Source organism: Microcystis flos-aquae FACHB-1344, from assembly GCF_014698375.1.
Taxonomy (GTDB): Bacteria; Cyanobacteriota; Cyanobacteriia; order Cyanobacteriales; family Microcystaceae; genus Microcystis; species Microcystis aeruginosa.
Window position 1 is genome coordinate 41,383 of record NZ_JACJSW010000209.1, and the last position, 15,938, is coordinate 57,320.

At 40.6% G+C, this 15,938-nt stretch carries 16 protein-coding genes; 7 read left to right on the forward strand and 9 right to left on the reverse strand.

Features of this window, described 5'->3' with window-relative positions:
* The first annotated feature begins 488 nt into the window (after window positions 1-488).
* Genes gap through ygfZ form a run of 3 tightly spaced genes read left to right on the forward strand, consistent with a single transcriptional unit; the run spans window position 489 to window position 2,961 of the window.
* Complete coding sequence (gene gap / locus H6G48_RS21600; RefSeq protein ID WP_002793129.1) at window positions 489-1,523, forward strand: type I glyceraldehyde-3-phosphate dehydrogenase; 1,035 nt, start codon at window positions 489-491, stop codon at window positions 1,521-1,523.
* A 59-nt stretch (window positions 1,524-1,582) separates the two neighbouring features.
* The gene (locus tag H6G48_RS21605) at window positions 1,583-1,951 is read left to right on the forward strand and encodes a hypothetical protein (RefSeq protein WP_002743680.1); all 369 of its coding nucleotides are present in this window, start codon (window positions 1,583-1,585) and stop codon (window positions 1,949-1,951) included.
* Complete coding sequence (gene ygfZ / locus H6G48_RS21610) at window positions 1,948-2,961, forward strand: CAF17-like 4Fe-4S cluster assembly/insertion protein YgfZ (RefSeq protein ID WP_190723145.1); 1,014 nt, start codon at window positions 1,948-1,950, stop codon at window positions 2,959-2,961. Before H6G48_RS21605 ends, ygfZ begins: the two co-directional genes overlap by 4 nt.
* A 376-nt stretch (window positions 2,962-3,337) precedes the next feature.
* Here the strand turns inward: ygfZ and H6G48_RS21615 are convergent, their stop codons facing one another.
* The 6 genes from H6G48_RS21615 to H6G48_RS21640 all read right to left on the reverse strand — a co-directional run bounded on the left by H6G48_RS21615 (window position 3,338) and on the right by H6G48_RS21640 (window position 10,070).
* Window positions 3,338-4,996: an NAD+ synthase gene (locus H6G48_RS21615; RefSeq protein ID WP_190723146.1), complete on the reverse strand. Its 1,659-nt coding sequence runs from the start codon at window positions 4,994-4,996 to the stop codon at window positions 3,338-3,340.
* A 12-nt stretch (window positions 4,997-5,008) separates the two neighbouring features.
* Complete coding sequence (locus H6G48_RS21620; protein ID WP_190723147.1) at window positions 5,009-5,737, reverse strand: NUDIX hydrolase; 729 nt, start codon at window positions 5,735-5,737, stop codon at window positions 5,009-5,011.
* Entirely contained in the window at window positions 5,734-6,300 is a 567-nt protein-coding gene (locus H6G48_RS21625; protein WP_002743664.1) for a nicotinate-nucleotide adenylyltransferase, read from the reverse strand. The genes H6G48_RS21620 and H6G48_RS21625 overlap by 4 nt, the downstream gene beginning before the upstream one ends.
* Before the next feature lie 570 nt (window positions 6,301-6,870).
* On the reverse strand, window positions 6,871-8,067 hold the full coding sequence (locus tag H6G48_RS21630) for an RNA-guided endonuclease InsQ/TnpB family protein (protein WP_190723148.1): 1,197 nt from the start codon (window positions 8,065-8,067) through the stop codon (window positions 6,871-6,873).
* A 307-nt stretch (window positions 8,068-8,374) separates the two neighbouring features.
* Window positions 8,375-8,815 carry a hypothetical protein gene (locus H6G48_RS21635; protein ID WP_190723149.1) on the reverse strand — a complete coding sequence of 147 codons (441 nt, stop codon included), beginning with the start codon at window positions 8,813-8,815 and terminating at the stop codon, window positions 8,375-8,377.
* A gap of 172 nt (window positions 8,816-8,987) precedes the next feature.
* On the reverse strand, window positions 8,988-10,070 hold the full coding sequence (locus H6G48_RS21640; protein ID WP_190723150.1) for a fatty acid desaturase: 1,083 nt from the start codon (window positions 10,068-10,070) through the stop codon (window positions 8,988-8,990).
* A 597-nt stretch (window positions 10,071-10,667) separates the two neighbouring features.
* Between H6G48_RS21640 and H6G48_RS21645 the strand changes: the two genes are divergently transcribed.
* From H6G48_RS21645 to H6G48_RS21655, 3 genes are all read left to right on the forward strand, one after another.
* Complete coding sequence (locus tag H6G48_RS21645; protein ID WP_190723151.1) at window positions 10,668-10,907, forward strand: DUF1830 domain-containing protein; 240 nt, start codon at window positions 10,668-10,670, stop codon at window positions 10,905-10,907.
* A 274-nt stretch (window positions 10,908-11,181) separates the two neighbouring features.
* Window positions 11,182-11,622, forward strand: coding sequence for a hypothetical protein (locus H6G48_RS21650; RefSeq protein WP_190723152.1), 441 nt, complete (start codon window positions 11,182-11,184; stop codon window positions 11,620-11,622).
* Window positions 11,623-11,629: 7 nt separating this feature from the next.
* Complete coding sequence (locus H6G48_RS21655; RefSeq protein WP_423202555.1) at window positions 11,630-13,927, forward strand: pentapeptide repeat-containing protein; 2,298 nt, start codon at window positions 11,630-11,632, stop codon at window positions 13,925-13,927.
* A 78-nt stretch (window positions 13,928-14,005) separates the two neighbouring features.
* On the opposite strand, the gene H6G48_RS21660 is transcribed toward H6G48_RS21655, so the two are convergent.
* On the reverse strand, window positions 14,006-14,212 hold the full coding sequence (locus tag H6G48_RS21660; RefSeq protein WP_002750139.1) for a UPF0223 family protein: 207 nt from the start codon (window positions 14,210-14,212) through the stop codon (window positions 14,006-14,008).
* A 230-nt stretch (window positions 14,213-14,442) separates the two neighbouring features.
* On the opposite strand from H6G48_RS21660, the gene H6G48_RS21665 reads away from it, so the two are divergent.
* The gene (locus H6G48_RS21665) at window positions 14,443-15,054 is read left to right on the forward strand and encodes a Uma2 family endonuclease (RefSeq protein WP_190723153.1); all 612 of its coding nucleotides are present in this window, start codon (window positions 14,443-14,445) and stop codon (window positions 15,052-15,054) included.
* 92 nt (window positions 15,055-15,146) lie between these two features.
* Here H6G48_RS21665 and H6G48_RS21670 read toward each other — a convergent pair whose 3' ends face one another.
* Entirely contained in the window at window positions 15,147-15,401 is a 255-nt protein-coding gene (locus H6G48_RS21670) for a hypothetical protein (protein WP_002776534.1), read from the reverse strand.
* A gap of 70 nt (window positions 15,402-15,471) precedes the next feature.
* Window positions 15,472-15,938 (reverse strand): RNA-guided endonuclease InsQ/TnpB family protein (locus H6G48_RS21675; RefSeq protein WP_190723154.1); only part of this gene is annotated, 467 nt, incomplete at its 5' end.

Here is a 15,938-nt window from a genome sequence, read left to right on the forward strand (position 1 = left end):
ACAATTTCTCCAGATTATCGAGAGGGTTAACCCTCGGTCGGTTTTCAAACTGTAATCAAGAGTCTAACCTTTCGGAGGGTAAAAAACTATTAAAATAAACTATATTTTGCCAATCCAGCCAGGGGAATTTATGTCAGTCGGGCGGCGTTTTTAAATCGCTTTTAAAGGAAAATTAATATCTTCTTAACTTAGGTAACAATAATTCTCAGAAAAATTTTAATTATTTTTTAATGTCAGCTTTTCCCAAAATACTATAGGGTTACACCCTAGTTTGTCGGGAAGAGCCTAATTAGGCCTTCTCGATGCCAGTGGTGAGGACTACTAGGATAGCTTTTGAAGCACTGAAACTTAAAATCTTTCTATACTTCATCTAGCGAGCAACAAAAGCTGATTAGCATATATAGTGATTCTCTAGAGGCCAATCAATTCTCAAATTATTGTTTCTTGATCGTGCCTAAGCTTATCGCAGCTGCAAAGGAGTTTTTTTCATGACAAAAGTAAGAGTCGCTATCAACGGATTTGGTCGTATCGGTCGCCTCGTTTTTAGGGCGGGTATCCAAAATCCTGATTTCGAGTTTGTTGGTATCAATGATCTCGTCCCCCCCGATAATATTGCCTATCTGCTCAAATACGACTCCACCCACGGACGTTTTCAGGGTACGGTAGAAGCGAAAGAAGATGGCATCGTCGTGGATGGTAAGTTTATCCCCTGTTACTCGATTAAAGACCCTGCTCAACTGCCCTGGGGTGCAACTGGGGCCGATTATGTGGTCGAGTCCACTGGTTTATTTACCACCGCGGAAGGGGCAGGAAAACACCTGGAAGCCGGGGCCAAACGGGTGGTTATCTCCGCACCCACCAAAGATCCCGACAAAATTCGTACCATTGTACTAGGCGTTAACGATAATGAGTACGATCCCGCTAAGGATCTGATCGTCTCTAACGCTAGTTGTACCACCAATTGTTTAGCCCCGATCACCAAAGTTATTAACGATAACTTCGGACTAGCGGAAGGATTAATGACCACGGTACACTCGATGACCGCCACTCAACCCACCGTGGATGGTCCATCGAAAAAAGATTGGCGCGGTGGTCGCGGCGCCGGTCAAAATATTATCCCCTCCTCCACGGGAGCAGCCAAAGCAGTAACCCTAGTTATTCCTTCCCTAAAAGGCAAATTAACCGGTATGGCCTTCCGTGTGCCAACTCCCAACGTTTCGGCGGTGGATTTAACCTTTAAAACCGAAAAAGCCACCAGTTACGAGGAAATCTGCGCCGCTATGAAAGCCGCCAGCGAAGGTCCGATGAAAGGTATCCTCGGTTATACCGATGAGGAAGTGGTATCGAGTGACTTTATCACTGACCCCCGTTCCAGTATCTTTGATGCTAAAGCTGGCATTCAACTTAATGCCAATTTCTTTAAGGTCGTCTCTTGGTACGATAACGAATGGGGTTACTCCTGCCGGATGTTAGACCTGATGAAAATGATGGCAGCTAAGGAAGCAACCCTCGTAACAGCCTAAATCAGTTATCAGTTATCAGTTTACTGTTTACTGATAACTGATAACTGATAACTGATAAGATGAATCCAAAATTTAAAGATATTACCGCTTGGGAACAGGCACAATTATTAATGCAGCCGGCATTTATTCGGGTGCTGGATAATCTGCGTAAACAGTTAGAAAATTCCCTCTGGAAAGGAACTTATACAGAAATTCAAGATCCCTATCCCAGTTATCTGCTCTGTTTGACTTATCTCGATCGCTCCGTTACTGTAAATATTTGGGAACTTTGTTTTCAAGTCTGTTTTCTCGATTATCCCACCGATGAGGGAGAGAGCGTCACCATCGATACCAGTCTCCTCGATCCCACCGGTGAACTAGATTGGCAGAGTTTGGAAACGAAAACCGAGCGCATTATTAAGCAATTATTCGCTAATTTACCCCAATGAAAGCAGATTTAGACACGATCAAGGCAGAGTATGCCGCTAATTTTCTGAAAAATTACAGTAATGATCCCCAAAGTTTAGCATCCCAAACAATTTTAATCGATCGCTCCGATTGGGGTTTATTAGAATTAAAAGGCCAGGACCGACTGCGTTTTCTCCACAATCAAACCAGTAACGCGATCGATCGCCTGAAACCGGGTCAGGGTTGTGAGACAATTTTCCTTAACTCTACCGGTCGTACCCTCGATTTTGTCACAGTTTACGCTGGCGATGATTCCCTCCTCATCCTCGTTTCTCCCCAACGTCGTCAATTTTTACTGGAATTGATCGATCGCTATATTTTCCCCTTCGATAAGGTGGAAATTAGCGACTTAACCGATAATTTTGCCATTTTCACCCTAATTGGTACTGAAAGCGGGCAATACCTGCAAAAAATCGCCATTCCAGAGCAGATTTTAACGGGGGTGCAGCATAGTCATTATCTCCTTTCTGAACCCGCCCTGAGAGTGGCCGTCGGCACCGGCTTAGACCTACCCGGATATACTTTAATCGTTGCCGCCGCCGAAGCCGGTCCCCTCTGGGAAAATTTAATTAAAAATGGCGTTACTCCCGCCGATGAACAGGTGTGGGAATACCTGAGAATCCATCAGGGCCGACCGGCAGTCGATCGAGAATTAACGGAAGATTATAACCCTTTAGAGGCCGGTTTATGGCGAGCGATCGTTTTTGATAAGGGTTGTTATATTGGTCAAGAAACTATCGCCCGTCTCAACACCTATAAAGGCGTAAAACAAAGACTTTGGGGCATAAAACTCAGCCAACCCGTCCCCAGCAATACCCCGATTATTTTAGAAGCGCAAAAAGTCGGTTTACTCACCAGTGTGCTGGAGGATTTTGGCTTGGGTTATGTGAAAACAAAAGCGGGAGGAGAGGGTTTGAAAGTACAAATCGGCGAGGCAACGGGAGAATTAATCTCTTTACCCTTCCTCTCTCACGAATACCCCTTTCAGTGAACAGTAAACAGTAATCAGTAATCAGTAATCAGTGAAAAGACAGTGGCAAACGGGTGCATCTCACATTTGCAGAAATACCGACAATCAGCAATTATCAGTGACTCTTAAATTAGTACAAAAATATGAACAATCGCGTGTAAGCATCCCACCGAAAAACTAATGCGCTCCGGGGTTTGGGGGCGGCGCCACGCCCCCAACGGGGGGTTTGGGGGGTAGAACCCCCCAAAAGCTTGGATTGAGTGATAAAATCGAAAGTAACGCCCAATTTTAAAAGAGAGTTTCCCCTTAAAAATCCCAACTTCGTAGATTTACAAAAACGAGATACACCCGTAGAAAACTGCTATTTAATACTGATAACTGATAACTGAAAAACCCCCTAACCCCAGCGACTAGCGATAGGCATTCGCCAACCAGTGCCAAAAGCGCGATCGCTAATTTTTAGTCCCGGGGGGGCTTGTTTGCGCTTAAATTCGGCATTTTTAACTAATTTAATCACTTTCTGCACAATTTCTGCCTCAAAGCCGGCGGCGATAATTTGTTCGGCGGATTGATGGCGATCGATTAATAGTGCTAAAATAGCATCTAAAATCTCGTAGGGAGGTAAAGAATCTTGATCCTTCTGATTGGGTTTTAATTCAGCACTAGGAGCTTTATTAATCACATTAAGGGGAATAATTTCCCCGTGCCGATTTAACCAGCGACAGAGGGAATAAACCCTGGTTTTCGGCACATCAGCAATCACTGCTAAACCACCATTCATATCACCGTAAAGGGTGCAATATCCCACCGCCATTTCTGATTTATTGCCAGTGGATAATAGTAAATGACCGAATTTATTAGAGAGAGCCATTAATAAATTACCGCGAATGCGTGACTGAAGATTTTCTTCGGCAATACCGAAATCAGTCCCAGCGAAAAGCCGCTCTAAAAGTTGATCATAAGCGGTCATAATTTCTTGAATTGCTAACTTCTCACTTTTGATACCTAAATTATTAACTAAAGCCACTGCATCGCTAATGGAATGGTCGGAACTATAGGGAGAAGGCATCATCACAGCGAGAACATTTTCTTTACCTAATGCGTCGCTGGCAATAGCGGCAACTAAACTGGAATCAATGCCACCACTCAAGCCGAAAATTACCCGTTTAAAACCGCATTTCTGCACATAATCTCGCACTCCTAAGACTAAAGCTCGATAAATTTCCTCATCTTCATCGACAGGTAAAGGATGAATAACTGCGGGTAACAAATCTTGATTAAACTCGATCAATTCTAGGCTAGAAGTAAATGCTTGGGCGCGATAAATCACTTCTCCTTGTCTGTTAAAAGCCACGCTGTCACCATCAAAAATTAAATCATCATTACCTCCCACTTGATTGACATAAACTATCGGTAAATTATATCTAGTGGCACTATGGGATAATAAAGATTCTCGCAATTTTTGCTTACCGACACTGTAGGGAGAAGCGGAAAGATTAACGATTAAATCGACTCCTAAACTAGCTAAATCGGCGATGGGATTAACCGCGTATTGACGCTGACCCCAAAATTGTTCATCATTCCAAACATCTTCACAGATAGTTACACCGATTTTTACATTATTTTCTGTTAGTTGAAAATATTGACTTTCTTTCCCGGAAGCAAAGTAACGATCCTCATCAAAAACATCGTAGGTAGGCAATAAACGTTTAGTAAAAATTTGTTTAATCTCTTGACTTTTTAACAAAGCTATGCTATTAAATAACGGCTTTTCTCCCCTGACCGTTGCCGAGGGATTTTTTTCGACAAACCCGACTAAGACGGCTAATTTTTCTGGTAATTGTTGGGACAATAATTGCAATTGTCGAGACATTTTCTCGACAAAACCCAGATTTAATAACAAGTCTCTGGGGGGATAACCACAGAGGGATAATTCCGGGGTTAAAAGTAATTCTGCTCCCTGATTAAATGCCGTTTGAGCAGCCTCTAAAATTCTTTGAGCATTTCCTTCGATATCTCCAACAATGGGATTTAATTGAGCGATAGCAATTCTCATATTTTTTCCTATTTAAACAAAAACTAACGGTTGCTCTTTAAAGGGAGCAAAAGCTTTTTCATCAAAGCGATATAAACTAGCCGGACGACCGGCACCACGAGAGACTTTTAAACCCATATCCTTGAGAAATCCTAATTTCAATAGCCGATTTCTGAAGTTAGAATAATCACTAAAATTTTTACCTAAAATTGTCTCATAAAATTGATAAAGATCATTTAAAGTAAATAATTCTGGTAAAACCTCAAAAGCGACGGGACTATATTCTACTTTATTGCGTAATCTTCGCCAGCCATATTCCAAAATTTGACCGTGATTAAAGGCTAAATCTGGCACTTTATCAATCATATACCAAGTGATATTATGATCCTGTTCAGTGATTAATTTTGCTTCTTCAAACCGCACTAAAGCGAAGTAACTCACCGATAGATAACGTACCGCAAAACTCGCGGCCGCTGCTGGGGTATCTCCCTCTGGACTGCCAAAAGTATATAACTGTTCCAGATAGAGATTATTGACGCTAATTTTCTCGGCTAAAATTCGATAGGCTGCCGTTTCCAGTGATTCCCCATTTCTCACTAAAGTCCCGGGTAAACTCCAGTAATTACTAAAGGGTTCTTCCCGTCTTTTAATCAGAAGCACTAGCAGCCGATTTAATTGGGTATCAACGGAAAAGATCACGTTATCAACTCCCACTTTAAAATCAGCTAGAGATTTATTAGCTAGGGTCTTTTGCGGTTTCATGCGTAAAGTTTTTGACCTTCGATATAATCTTTAATCGGTGCGGGAACAGCCTGTTTATCGCCTTTTTCTCGATAATCTGTTGAGGATACAGCCGGAGCAAAGACATCGGCAATTAGACAATCACCCCCTAATGTTTGCAGTTGTTCAATATCATCTTGGTTAATAGGATAGCCTGGACGAGGAATCACGAGAATTTTGACTTTTTCTAGTAATTCTTGGCTACGATACCAGTGCCTAATTTGTCCAGCTAAATCAGAACCAATGACTAGGGTATATTCCTCCTGTTCTCCCCAAATTGCTTGCGCTTTTTCCACACTAATTAAGCTCCGTCGATCGCTTAATTCTCGTCGCAGTTGTATATTATCCCTTGGGGGTTGAATATCCCGGATGAGCAAATTTAACATCCTCAGACGATGTTCGAGACTGGTTTGATGATTTTTAAAGGGATTATCGGCAGCCCAAACCGCAACGATATCGTACTGTTCCGATAACCATTTTAGTATGGCTTGATGACCGGCAGTAGGAGGATCGGCACTGGTTCCAAAAAGGGCAATTTTAAGCATAGGATTCAATTGCTTGCTCACTGAGGGATTAGTTTAACTCTGCTCAAGCTTGGCAAAGATTAACTTCTCCCCATTATAGTTGATTTTACCAAAATAGGGCAAGAGGATCAGTGATCTCCTGCAAAAGTAAGTTATCGAGCCGCTATGGGGTGAAAATATCTAAAACCCCGGATAAATTCGACATAATTTTAGGTTTTATGAATAGGATAGTTAGGGACTTGCGCTTTGATAATGTACCTTTTGGGCGAACGCAGTTCGCCCCTACATTGTGGACAAAATCCGTTACTGTAGGGGCGCAATGCTTGCGCCCTCCGATCGATCAGGTTTGCTGATCACCCTAAGTAGGGGGAGAGCCTTCGAGGTGTTAGGGACTTGCGCTTTGATAATGTGCCATCTGGCTGGTCTGGTTCTTCTACAGAGCGATTTTCTGGCTGGGATATTATTCCTACGCAAGTCCCTTATCTCTTATCTTTTGTCTGCTACTGAAGATTTTTGATTCTTGCAGGAGATATTATTTTTTTTGACACTCCCATCGCTAAAAGCGAGGGATTCTTGGTTCACTGAGTTTCCTTAATCTGGCAGGACGTATCCAGCATTCGCCAGAGGGAATCTCTCCCCAAGCGTATTAGTTTCGGTGTGTCCCACCGTACTTAGTCCCTTTTTGAGAATGTTGATAGCGGCGTTAATGTCTCTATCTTCTACATAACCACAATGGGGACAAGTATGGGTTCTCGTAGATAGAGATTTAGGGACTTTTTGACCACAATTAGAACAATTTTGACTCGTGTTATGGGGGGCTACTGCTACCGTAGCCTTACCATATTTAAAACCAAAATATTCTAACCATTGTCGAAAAATAGACCAAGCCACATCATTAATAGATTTAGCAAGTTTAGAGTTTTTTACCATGCTTTGAATATTTAAGTTTTCGTAGGCGATGAAATCGTTAGATTTAATGACGCGCAATGCCTCTTTTTCGACAAAGCCTTTACGTTGCCTGCTTACTCTTAAATGCTTTCTAGCATATCTCTTTCTAGCTTTTTGGTAGTTGTTTGATTGGGGTTGACCTTTTCTAAACTTTTTAGATTTCTTCCGATTCAGTCGATTTAATCTTTTTTCTGCCTTGCGATAGTATTGCGGTATCTCTACCGTTTCCCCATCACTGTTAGCGTAGAAAACTTTTAAACCTACATCCAATCCCACACATCTTTTTGTTGGTTCTAGGGGTTTAGCATATTCCCGAATATCAACGCTAAGACAGAATTGGACATAATAACCATCCGCTCGTTTAACAATCCTAACTCGTTTAATTTGGTCAATAGGGTAAAAGTTTAGGTTTCTAGTTCCTTTTAGTTTAACCGTGCCAATGTTTTTCTTATCTGTGAAAGTGATTTTCTTTCTATCCTCCGATAGTTTCCATCCGGAGTTTTTATATTCCACAGAACGATTATTTTTCTGAAACTTGGGATAACCCTTTTTACCTTTAACCTTTTTCTTACAATTATCATAGAAACGGGCAATAGCTGACCAAGCTCGTTCTGCCGATGCTTGTCTAGCAGTAGAATTTAGAGTATCGACAAACTTGAACTGTTTGGCAAGAACCGCACAATATTTATTGAGAGAATATTTATCGATTTTGTCTTCTCTCTTGGCATCCATCCAAAGCCTTAAAGCCTTATTACGGATGAATTGTACTGTACGAATAGCTTCATCAATGGCAGAACACTGACTTGGTTTGACCACGGCTTTCATTTCTAAGACAATCATTGTTTATCGACCTCAAACAACTTATTTTATTCTAACTTGTATAGCACAAATTGTCAAGATTTTGTAAACACTGAGCTTTTACATTGAGCCTTTACATTGAGCCTGTCGAAATGTGTCGAAATGTCGTGCTTCGTGTCACTGAGCTTGTCGAAGTGCTGTTTTATACTGGTCGGGGTTTCATCCCGTCGCTAAAAGCGAGGGCTTCGGCCGTGAGATCAGCCGAACGGTCTTCACCCCGACATTCAAGATAAAATTGGTGAACTAATTCTCAAACGTACTAACCCACAAACAGAAGGAGGCAAACCCATTACGCCGCGCTATGACTCCCGTAGCACTTAGCGGCCAAAACCACTGGCTCGATTTCTCCCTTTTGGAGTTTTTCTAGCGGGGTTGCTCCCTCTAAACGAATATCACCCGTGAGCAGAAAGAGCATTTGTGTCCAAGCACCGTCTTCTTTTAAAACGGCTAACACTTGGTCTAAACCTGACAAAACTTTGCCATCAACAAATTGCCAAGCGGGATAAACTAATTCCTCGTTGACAGATAAACCTAAGACCCGATGATTGAGCCTCATAGTTTCTAATTCCAAAGAACTACAGGCTAAAACACGACAAACCTCAGCGCTGGTTAAGGTTCCGCCTTGCTTAGATAGGAACCGCTTCTTCGCTTCTTCGCCTCGTTTAATGGCAGCCTCCAACGCAGAGGCCAAAGCTAAAGGAGATTGTGTTTTTTGTATGGATTCTAACATTTTTAAGCTAATAAGAAATTTAGTTCTTAACAACCAACAATTCTTATTATAATCCCGATCTCCATTTGTAGCCAACAATTGTTGCAACGGAGATAATGACGCTTACCGATAATGTCAACCAAAAAAAATTGGGGAGATAAGCCATTTGTAACTATCTCCCTCAAGCCTCAATTTAGTGGGGTGGCATTTTGCTTAAAGATTCAAAGGTTTTGTTGATGGCTTCTACTAATCCCCAGGAGTGGGAATAATAAACACCCGCTTCTACTTCCGCTTGGCGATCGCTGTGGGCATTTACCCAATCGCTTGCCGGTCGTCGGTGGTGGTAGTCATGTACTGGACTATCGCCCGTCAGGATCAGCAGTCGCACGGGTAAATGGTAGAAAAACAGCCGGAGCCACCAACGGGTTTCTCCCCAAAATTTGACCCAAAAGGGGTCAAAATCATTGAAAACAGCCGGCTCTTCGCAACAAAAAATAGCAGAGGTCATTTCGCCAGTTTTCTTAGCAAATCTATGTTCTACACACTGGCGTAGTACGCTACTGATCTCGAAAAACACGCTCAGAGTCGGAACAAACACTAATAAAAACCCGGCCCAAGTATGGGTAATGATCACTAAACTTAAAATCGAGAGCCAAAAACCGACAGCCAGCCAGTTGTGTTTTGCGTCCGTTGAAGAAAACGTCCCTTTTAGGCGATCGCCAAATTGACGGCAGTGGAAAGTCGCAGAAAAAATAAGCTTAGTTAAGTGTTGCGATGCTTGCTGCGGACTCATCTCTGGACGGAAACCCGCTTTGTAAAAAAACTCAAAGGTTTCATCACCGGGGCGCATTAATCCTTTGGAATGGTGAGTTTCGCAATGCTTTTTCTTGTAACTATTAAAAGGCATGGAGAGAGTAAGAATTGAAATGAATTCCCCTAACACTTCATTCCAAAAAGGATTGGCAAAAACAGCATTATGAGAGCAAGCGTGCATAATGGTTAGCCGTTGCATCCGTAAAGATGAGAGCAAACAGACTTGACTAATGGGAATTGCCCACAGGTGGGCGTTATCTACAAAGGCATAATTGCTGATGAGAAGACCAAAGGCAAAAAGTAAAAAGGTTAGAGAGATTTCTTCCCCTGCTGTTTTTCGGCGTGTCGCTTGTCCTGTGCGAGGTTTAGCGACTAACCAAGTAACCCAAGATTCTGGCAGAAACCCAGTCTTTTCGTGAATTTGTTCACGAGTATCCGAAGATGAACAATTTTGTAGTAACATAAAAATCACAAAAACTTAGTTTGATGGGTGGTAGCAATACCACCTTTTTATATTATTTTCAACGCTCTCAATAAATAACTCAACCAATTATTGTTGTTTTTTTTGTAGAGAAATATATCATTTTTTGCAATAATTATTGGTTTAAAGATGCAACAATTGTTGGCTTGAGCTTGCAATAATTATTGGCTTTTAATTTTATAGTTTTGGAAACCAAATGCTTACCAGATTGTAGCTTTAGTAATCTAGGCTCATCAATTTTTTCTTGGCAACAGTTCCGTGATTAGCCACGCTGAGGTTGTGTAGGGGATGGCAACCATTGGAGGGGCAGTCAATTGAACGACAAGAGTGGAAGATATTAGGAGAAATTTAACTTTTTGACTCGGCGACATACTGGCCTCCTCTTATTTCAAGTTTGTCCCTCATTGTACAAGTAAATTATTGGATATCAACCTACAAAAGTTGCATAATATTTGAGATTTAAAGATGCAACAATTGTTGGTTTAACTTTGCAATAATTATTGGTTTTCAATTCCAGAATTTTGAATTATCGTACATACATAAGGTTCATCCCGTATTGCAGAAATGGAGCGGAATGGTATGTCGAATGCAACTGTTAATCAAGCAATTATCAACTGTGTATATGTAAACGACACGGGAAAAATGGCTATTCTCAAAAATAACTTTGACTTGATAGTAAAATGGCGGGAGCAAGTCGTTGACGTGGGCGAAGATTTTTGCTTTGAGGCTCCTGAAGGGGGACACTTAGATATTTTTACCTATGAGATGGCTACGATGATTCGGGAGGATAGAATTCCGTGTCGAGAATTGGCGATATAAGGATCGTCTGATTAAGGTCTTGCCAAAATTAAGGAGGGGATTGGTCGCCAAGCCTTGCAGTTTCTGGATTTGGAAACTAAACCCCTACCAGATTTTGGGTCTTGCAATAATTGTTGGTTGATTTCTCTTTTGGTTTTATGGAACTATCTCAGAAGCAATATAACTCTCCGGTTATTATTGCAATACACTTTGAAAAAGTATCGGTGACTACAAATACAGCTATGTTGATTACCTTAAGATCGAGGATCACCCCAACCGAAGGAGAGAGACTTCTATGGCACCATCACTGTGTGATGCCCAAAAGCAGGCAAGAAACTGTGGTTTGGATATACCCAAACTAGAAGCTTTATTGGCAGAAATCGAACCCCTATCTGAAAAATACAAAATTATGTTCTATCTGGCGGCTACAGGGCTTTATTCCGCTGATGATTTGGCTGAAATGTTCAATCATAGCAGCGGCAAAAATCTAAACGGAGATTTCAACAGATATATAGGAGACAATCTTAAACCTTTCCTTGATTTACATGAAAGTGATCGTCTGGGAATTACTTCCCTAAGAAGGATTCTCTTTAACAAGGGCTATCTTCCTGACATTAATGATGATGAATCAGTGGAAGTTTTGCCAACACGCTACGATGAAAATTCGCAATTAGAGGAGCCTTCTGCTTCGGACCCAATTATTGTTGATCAGAATACCACCAATCAAGGAGATTAATTTAAAAATGGAAAACACAGAGTTATTGTGTGAGGCAACAACATCGGCCAGTCCCCGTGCTGACATTATTAATGATCTGTTAGCTCAACTAGACAGCGATATCCCTGCTGAAATCAGAAGGAAATCAGGAGAATATCCTGAGCCTCAAGTGATTAAAAAACCTTTAAAAAAGGGTTTTTCGGTACTTGTTATGCTATCACAAATACCAGACTTGATGCGTAAGGGTTTCAGGATAATCAAACAGTCCCTAGCATACTACCTGCCGAAGAACCTAAAAAATGAACAGGACAGCGATCACCGTGCTGAAATCATAAGAAAATTAGGAGAATATCCTGAGCCTCAAGTGATTAAAAAACTTTGGGATTTGAGAAATAATCTAGAAAAAGAATCTGATGATTTTGTGCAGTACGAAATTAAGCTTAGTTTGCGTAAAGTGACTGATCATCCTAGTATAAATATTGATTTTTTTCTGGATAACTTAGAGGTATTCCAATCAAAAGATAACAATTCTCAAGCTCCAAAAGTCTTAATTGATGCTGATCTAATTGAAGAGTTTTTATTACGAAATAAGACGACTCTTAACAGGGAAGCTACTAGGGTTATGGGACTTGTTTTAGAGGGAAAAATTAATCCTTACATCGGCGAAATAGGATTAATCAAAATTTGGCATAATATCAAAAATCTGAAATCTCAAGAATATGCCAATCGTTCGATCATTGAACTTCTGAGTAAGATTAACGTCGGCCAAGTTAACTTGAAAGACATTGACCTAGAAAAATATCCCAACGTTAACTTAAAAACGGCAATTCAAGTTGAGATTGCCAGAAAGTATAGCCTAGCAGGTATTATCACCATCAGAGATCGAGAATTCATTGCCAGTGGGTATCCTTTTGTGGGTTCTCCTTCCTTATTCTTACAGTTTTTAGGGGAAGATACCTCGCCGGCATCTATCGAAAGAACTCTCAAAAATCTCGGTAAAGCGGCAATGGAAAATGAAAAAGTAAAACTCAACCAGCTTTTAGAAAACGAGCCTCAACAAAACTTATTCTTTGAAGATAATCTTTTGCTTTTTCAAGGCTGGAAAATTGAGAACTTTGAAATTCTTTGTGCTAATAACAATTTAACTGCTGCGACAGTTATTCTATGTAATACAAAAACCCAAGAGCGTTACACTGAATCAGCCTTTAAAAAAGGTTCAGTAGATGCACTTTTTACTGCTTTTAATGAGGCTATAGCTCATTTAGTTGAAATTAAACATCACCTTAAATCTGTCTATTTGGCCAACTTAAAAGAAGGTCAACAAGGAGACGTAACTGTCAAGGTGATGGTCGAGTATGATGGTAAAGAAGTTATTACCATCCACACCCATGAAAATATTCTCAAGGCTTATTTTTTCGCCTACGTCAAAGCGATGATTGCCGTTTATGCACCCGATGAATATCACCCCGATATTCATAGCACAAAAGAATTGACATATTTGTACAAAATTGGCCGACGAGATTTTCATGGACTGAATTTCAGCCAAGTCAATTTAATGGATGGTGAGGCCAATCTTTCCGATGCAAAATTGATGGGATGTAACTTCAGTAAGGCTAATCTTTCGGGGGTTAATTTAACTAATGCTGATTTAACAGGAGCCGATTTAAGTCATGCCAATTTGAGCAAAGCTAATTTAACGGGAGCTAACTTGACCGATGTTAAATTAGATGAAAATAATCTAACCCTCCTTGATGGCACAATTTTGACTAACACAATTATGCCTGAAATTAACATTGAAATTATTGGCGAATCCCGTTTAGAAAAGGTTGCTCAACTACTCAAACACATTGATCCTAAAAGTCAATCTCGAATCTTGGCTGTTCACTCCATGACAGATTCCATCTGGTGGGATAATCCTCCCGGTCAAAAATTCTGGGAAGTTAACCAAGAACTAATCAAAAGAGGGATTTCTATTCAACGAGTCTTTATTCTTCCTGAAGTTCCGACTCCAAAGCATTTACAGGTGATTCAGGAACAACTTAACTCTGGCATAGAAGTTGCTTGTATTTGTCAGGAAAAAGCCAAAGATGTTGAAGGCTATCGTTGGGATGATACCAACCTATTGATTAGCGAAAACTTATCTGTTCCCAGAAATTCTTTTACAGCGAGAAGAACTATGAATGGTCAAACAGAATCAGGTTATATTTCCTATCAAACAAGAGTTGTCGAGACAGATAAAAGTATCTTCAAGGATCTATGGGAAAAATCCGAAAAACTCTCTACTGAAGCTAATATTCAGGAACAATTAGCAAACCTGAATACCTGACCCCGAACTTTATTGTTTTATTAACTGATGCTCACAATGCGATCGCTTTTTCTATTTTGTTTTCATAAAAAGCGATCGCTAAAAAGTGAGTTCTCGGTCGTTTGTCACACAATCCTGAAGATATAAATCAATTAATTCCTGATAAGAAATTCCTTTTTCTTTTGCTTTTTTTTCAAAGAAATCAATGACATCAATCCTTAAAGGTAAAGTGACCTGCCGCTTGAGTTGTTGAGCAAAAGGATTAGGACGACTTTTCATATTAGCGAGATCATACTCTGATTTCATAAACAATAACCTCGATGAGGACAGTATAGTATTTTGGTTAAATTTAACGACTCAATTATAATACATACAATCAAATTAACGATAGTTCGCTCTTAAAAAATTTTTCTCTCTCACCTCAGAAAAACTGCGATCGCCGTTCTAATTCTATTTTGATAAAAAGCGATCGCTTCCCCACAATCCCTAAAAAATAACCATAAAATTAATTAATAGAATATCGGAGAAAGACAAAGATGATTATCGCTCAAGAAAAACCAACTATTGCGACAGTCACCAAAACCCCTGTCACTTTGGAAGCATATCGGGCGATCGCTGAAACTTCTCAGGAACGTTATGAATATTGCCATGGAGAAATGATTCTTATGCCTGGAGGAACCGCAACCCACAGCGCAATCGCGATCAATATCTCGGTTTTTTTGGGATTTTTATTAAGAGATAGGGATTTTCGCCTGTACAACAGCGATCTGCGGGTGTGGATTCCTGAATATAATTGTGGAACCTATACCGATCTCATGGTTGTTAACCATGAACCGGAATTTAACGGCGATCGCAAAGACGAAATTCTTAATCCTTTATTTATTGTAGAGGTGCTTTCCCCCGCCACGGAAGCATATGATCGAGGTGATAAATTTAGAAAATATCGTTCCCTGCCAAGTTTTTGTGAATACCTGCTCGTTAGTCAAACTGAACCCTACATTGAGCAATATTTCAGACTCGCACAGAGCGATCGCTGGCAACTACAAACCTACGATCAACTTAGTCAAATAATCCCTCTGGAGAGTTTAAACGTTGAACTTCCCTTGCTAGAAATTTATCGTCGTGTTAGTTTTGCCGCAGCCTCATAAATCCCTTAATCCGATTAATAACCTTTCTATTTTGTTTGCATAAAAAGCGATCGCCCCACAGTAAAGAAGCGGTGAGGATTAGTTCTAATGAACTACTCTGGATAGTTAGGCAGAGAATGATATTGAAAAATGCCAAAGATACTGCCGACACTGCCAATACTAAGAATACTGCCAACACTGCCAATACTGAGAATACTGCCGACACTGCCAATACTGAGCATACTGCCGATACTAACCAGACTTAAAATGCTGCTGGCACTAGCGAGACTTAAAATACTGCCGGCACTGCCTAAACTCAAGATACAGCGATAACTAGCTTTGCTCAGATAATTAAGACCGGAAATCATTTTAAATCGGGGAAAGATTGGGGAATAGTTAGGGAAGTATTTTGCCAAACCTGTTTTGACACTCCCCGCTCTAAAGAGACGGGGATTCTTGGTTCACAGAGATTACTTGCTTAAACAGAATTGCTTCTGAAAAAGTAGAGGTATTCTCTCCCCAAGCGTTTATTGGATCGAGCCCAAAGGTTCCGGTATGCCCTACCGTACTTAGTCCCCTTTTAAGGATGTTGATTGCGGCGTTTTCATCCCTATCCAAAACACATCCACATTTGCACTGATGGGTTCTAGTCGATAAAGATTTTTTGACAGTTTCACCACAGTTTGAACAGTTTTGGCTTGTATAATTCGGTGAGACAGCAATCGTTATCTTGCCGAATTTAACCCCAAAATACTCTATCCATTCCCGAAACTGATACCAGGCCGCATCATTTATCGATTTAGCTAGACAATGATTCTTGACTAAGTTCTTAACTCTTAAATCCTCGTAGGCTATCACATCGCTAGAGTGAACTACGCACCTTGCTAATTTCACAGCAAAGTCTT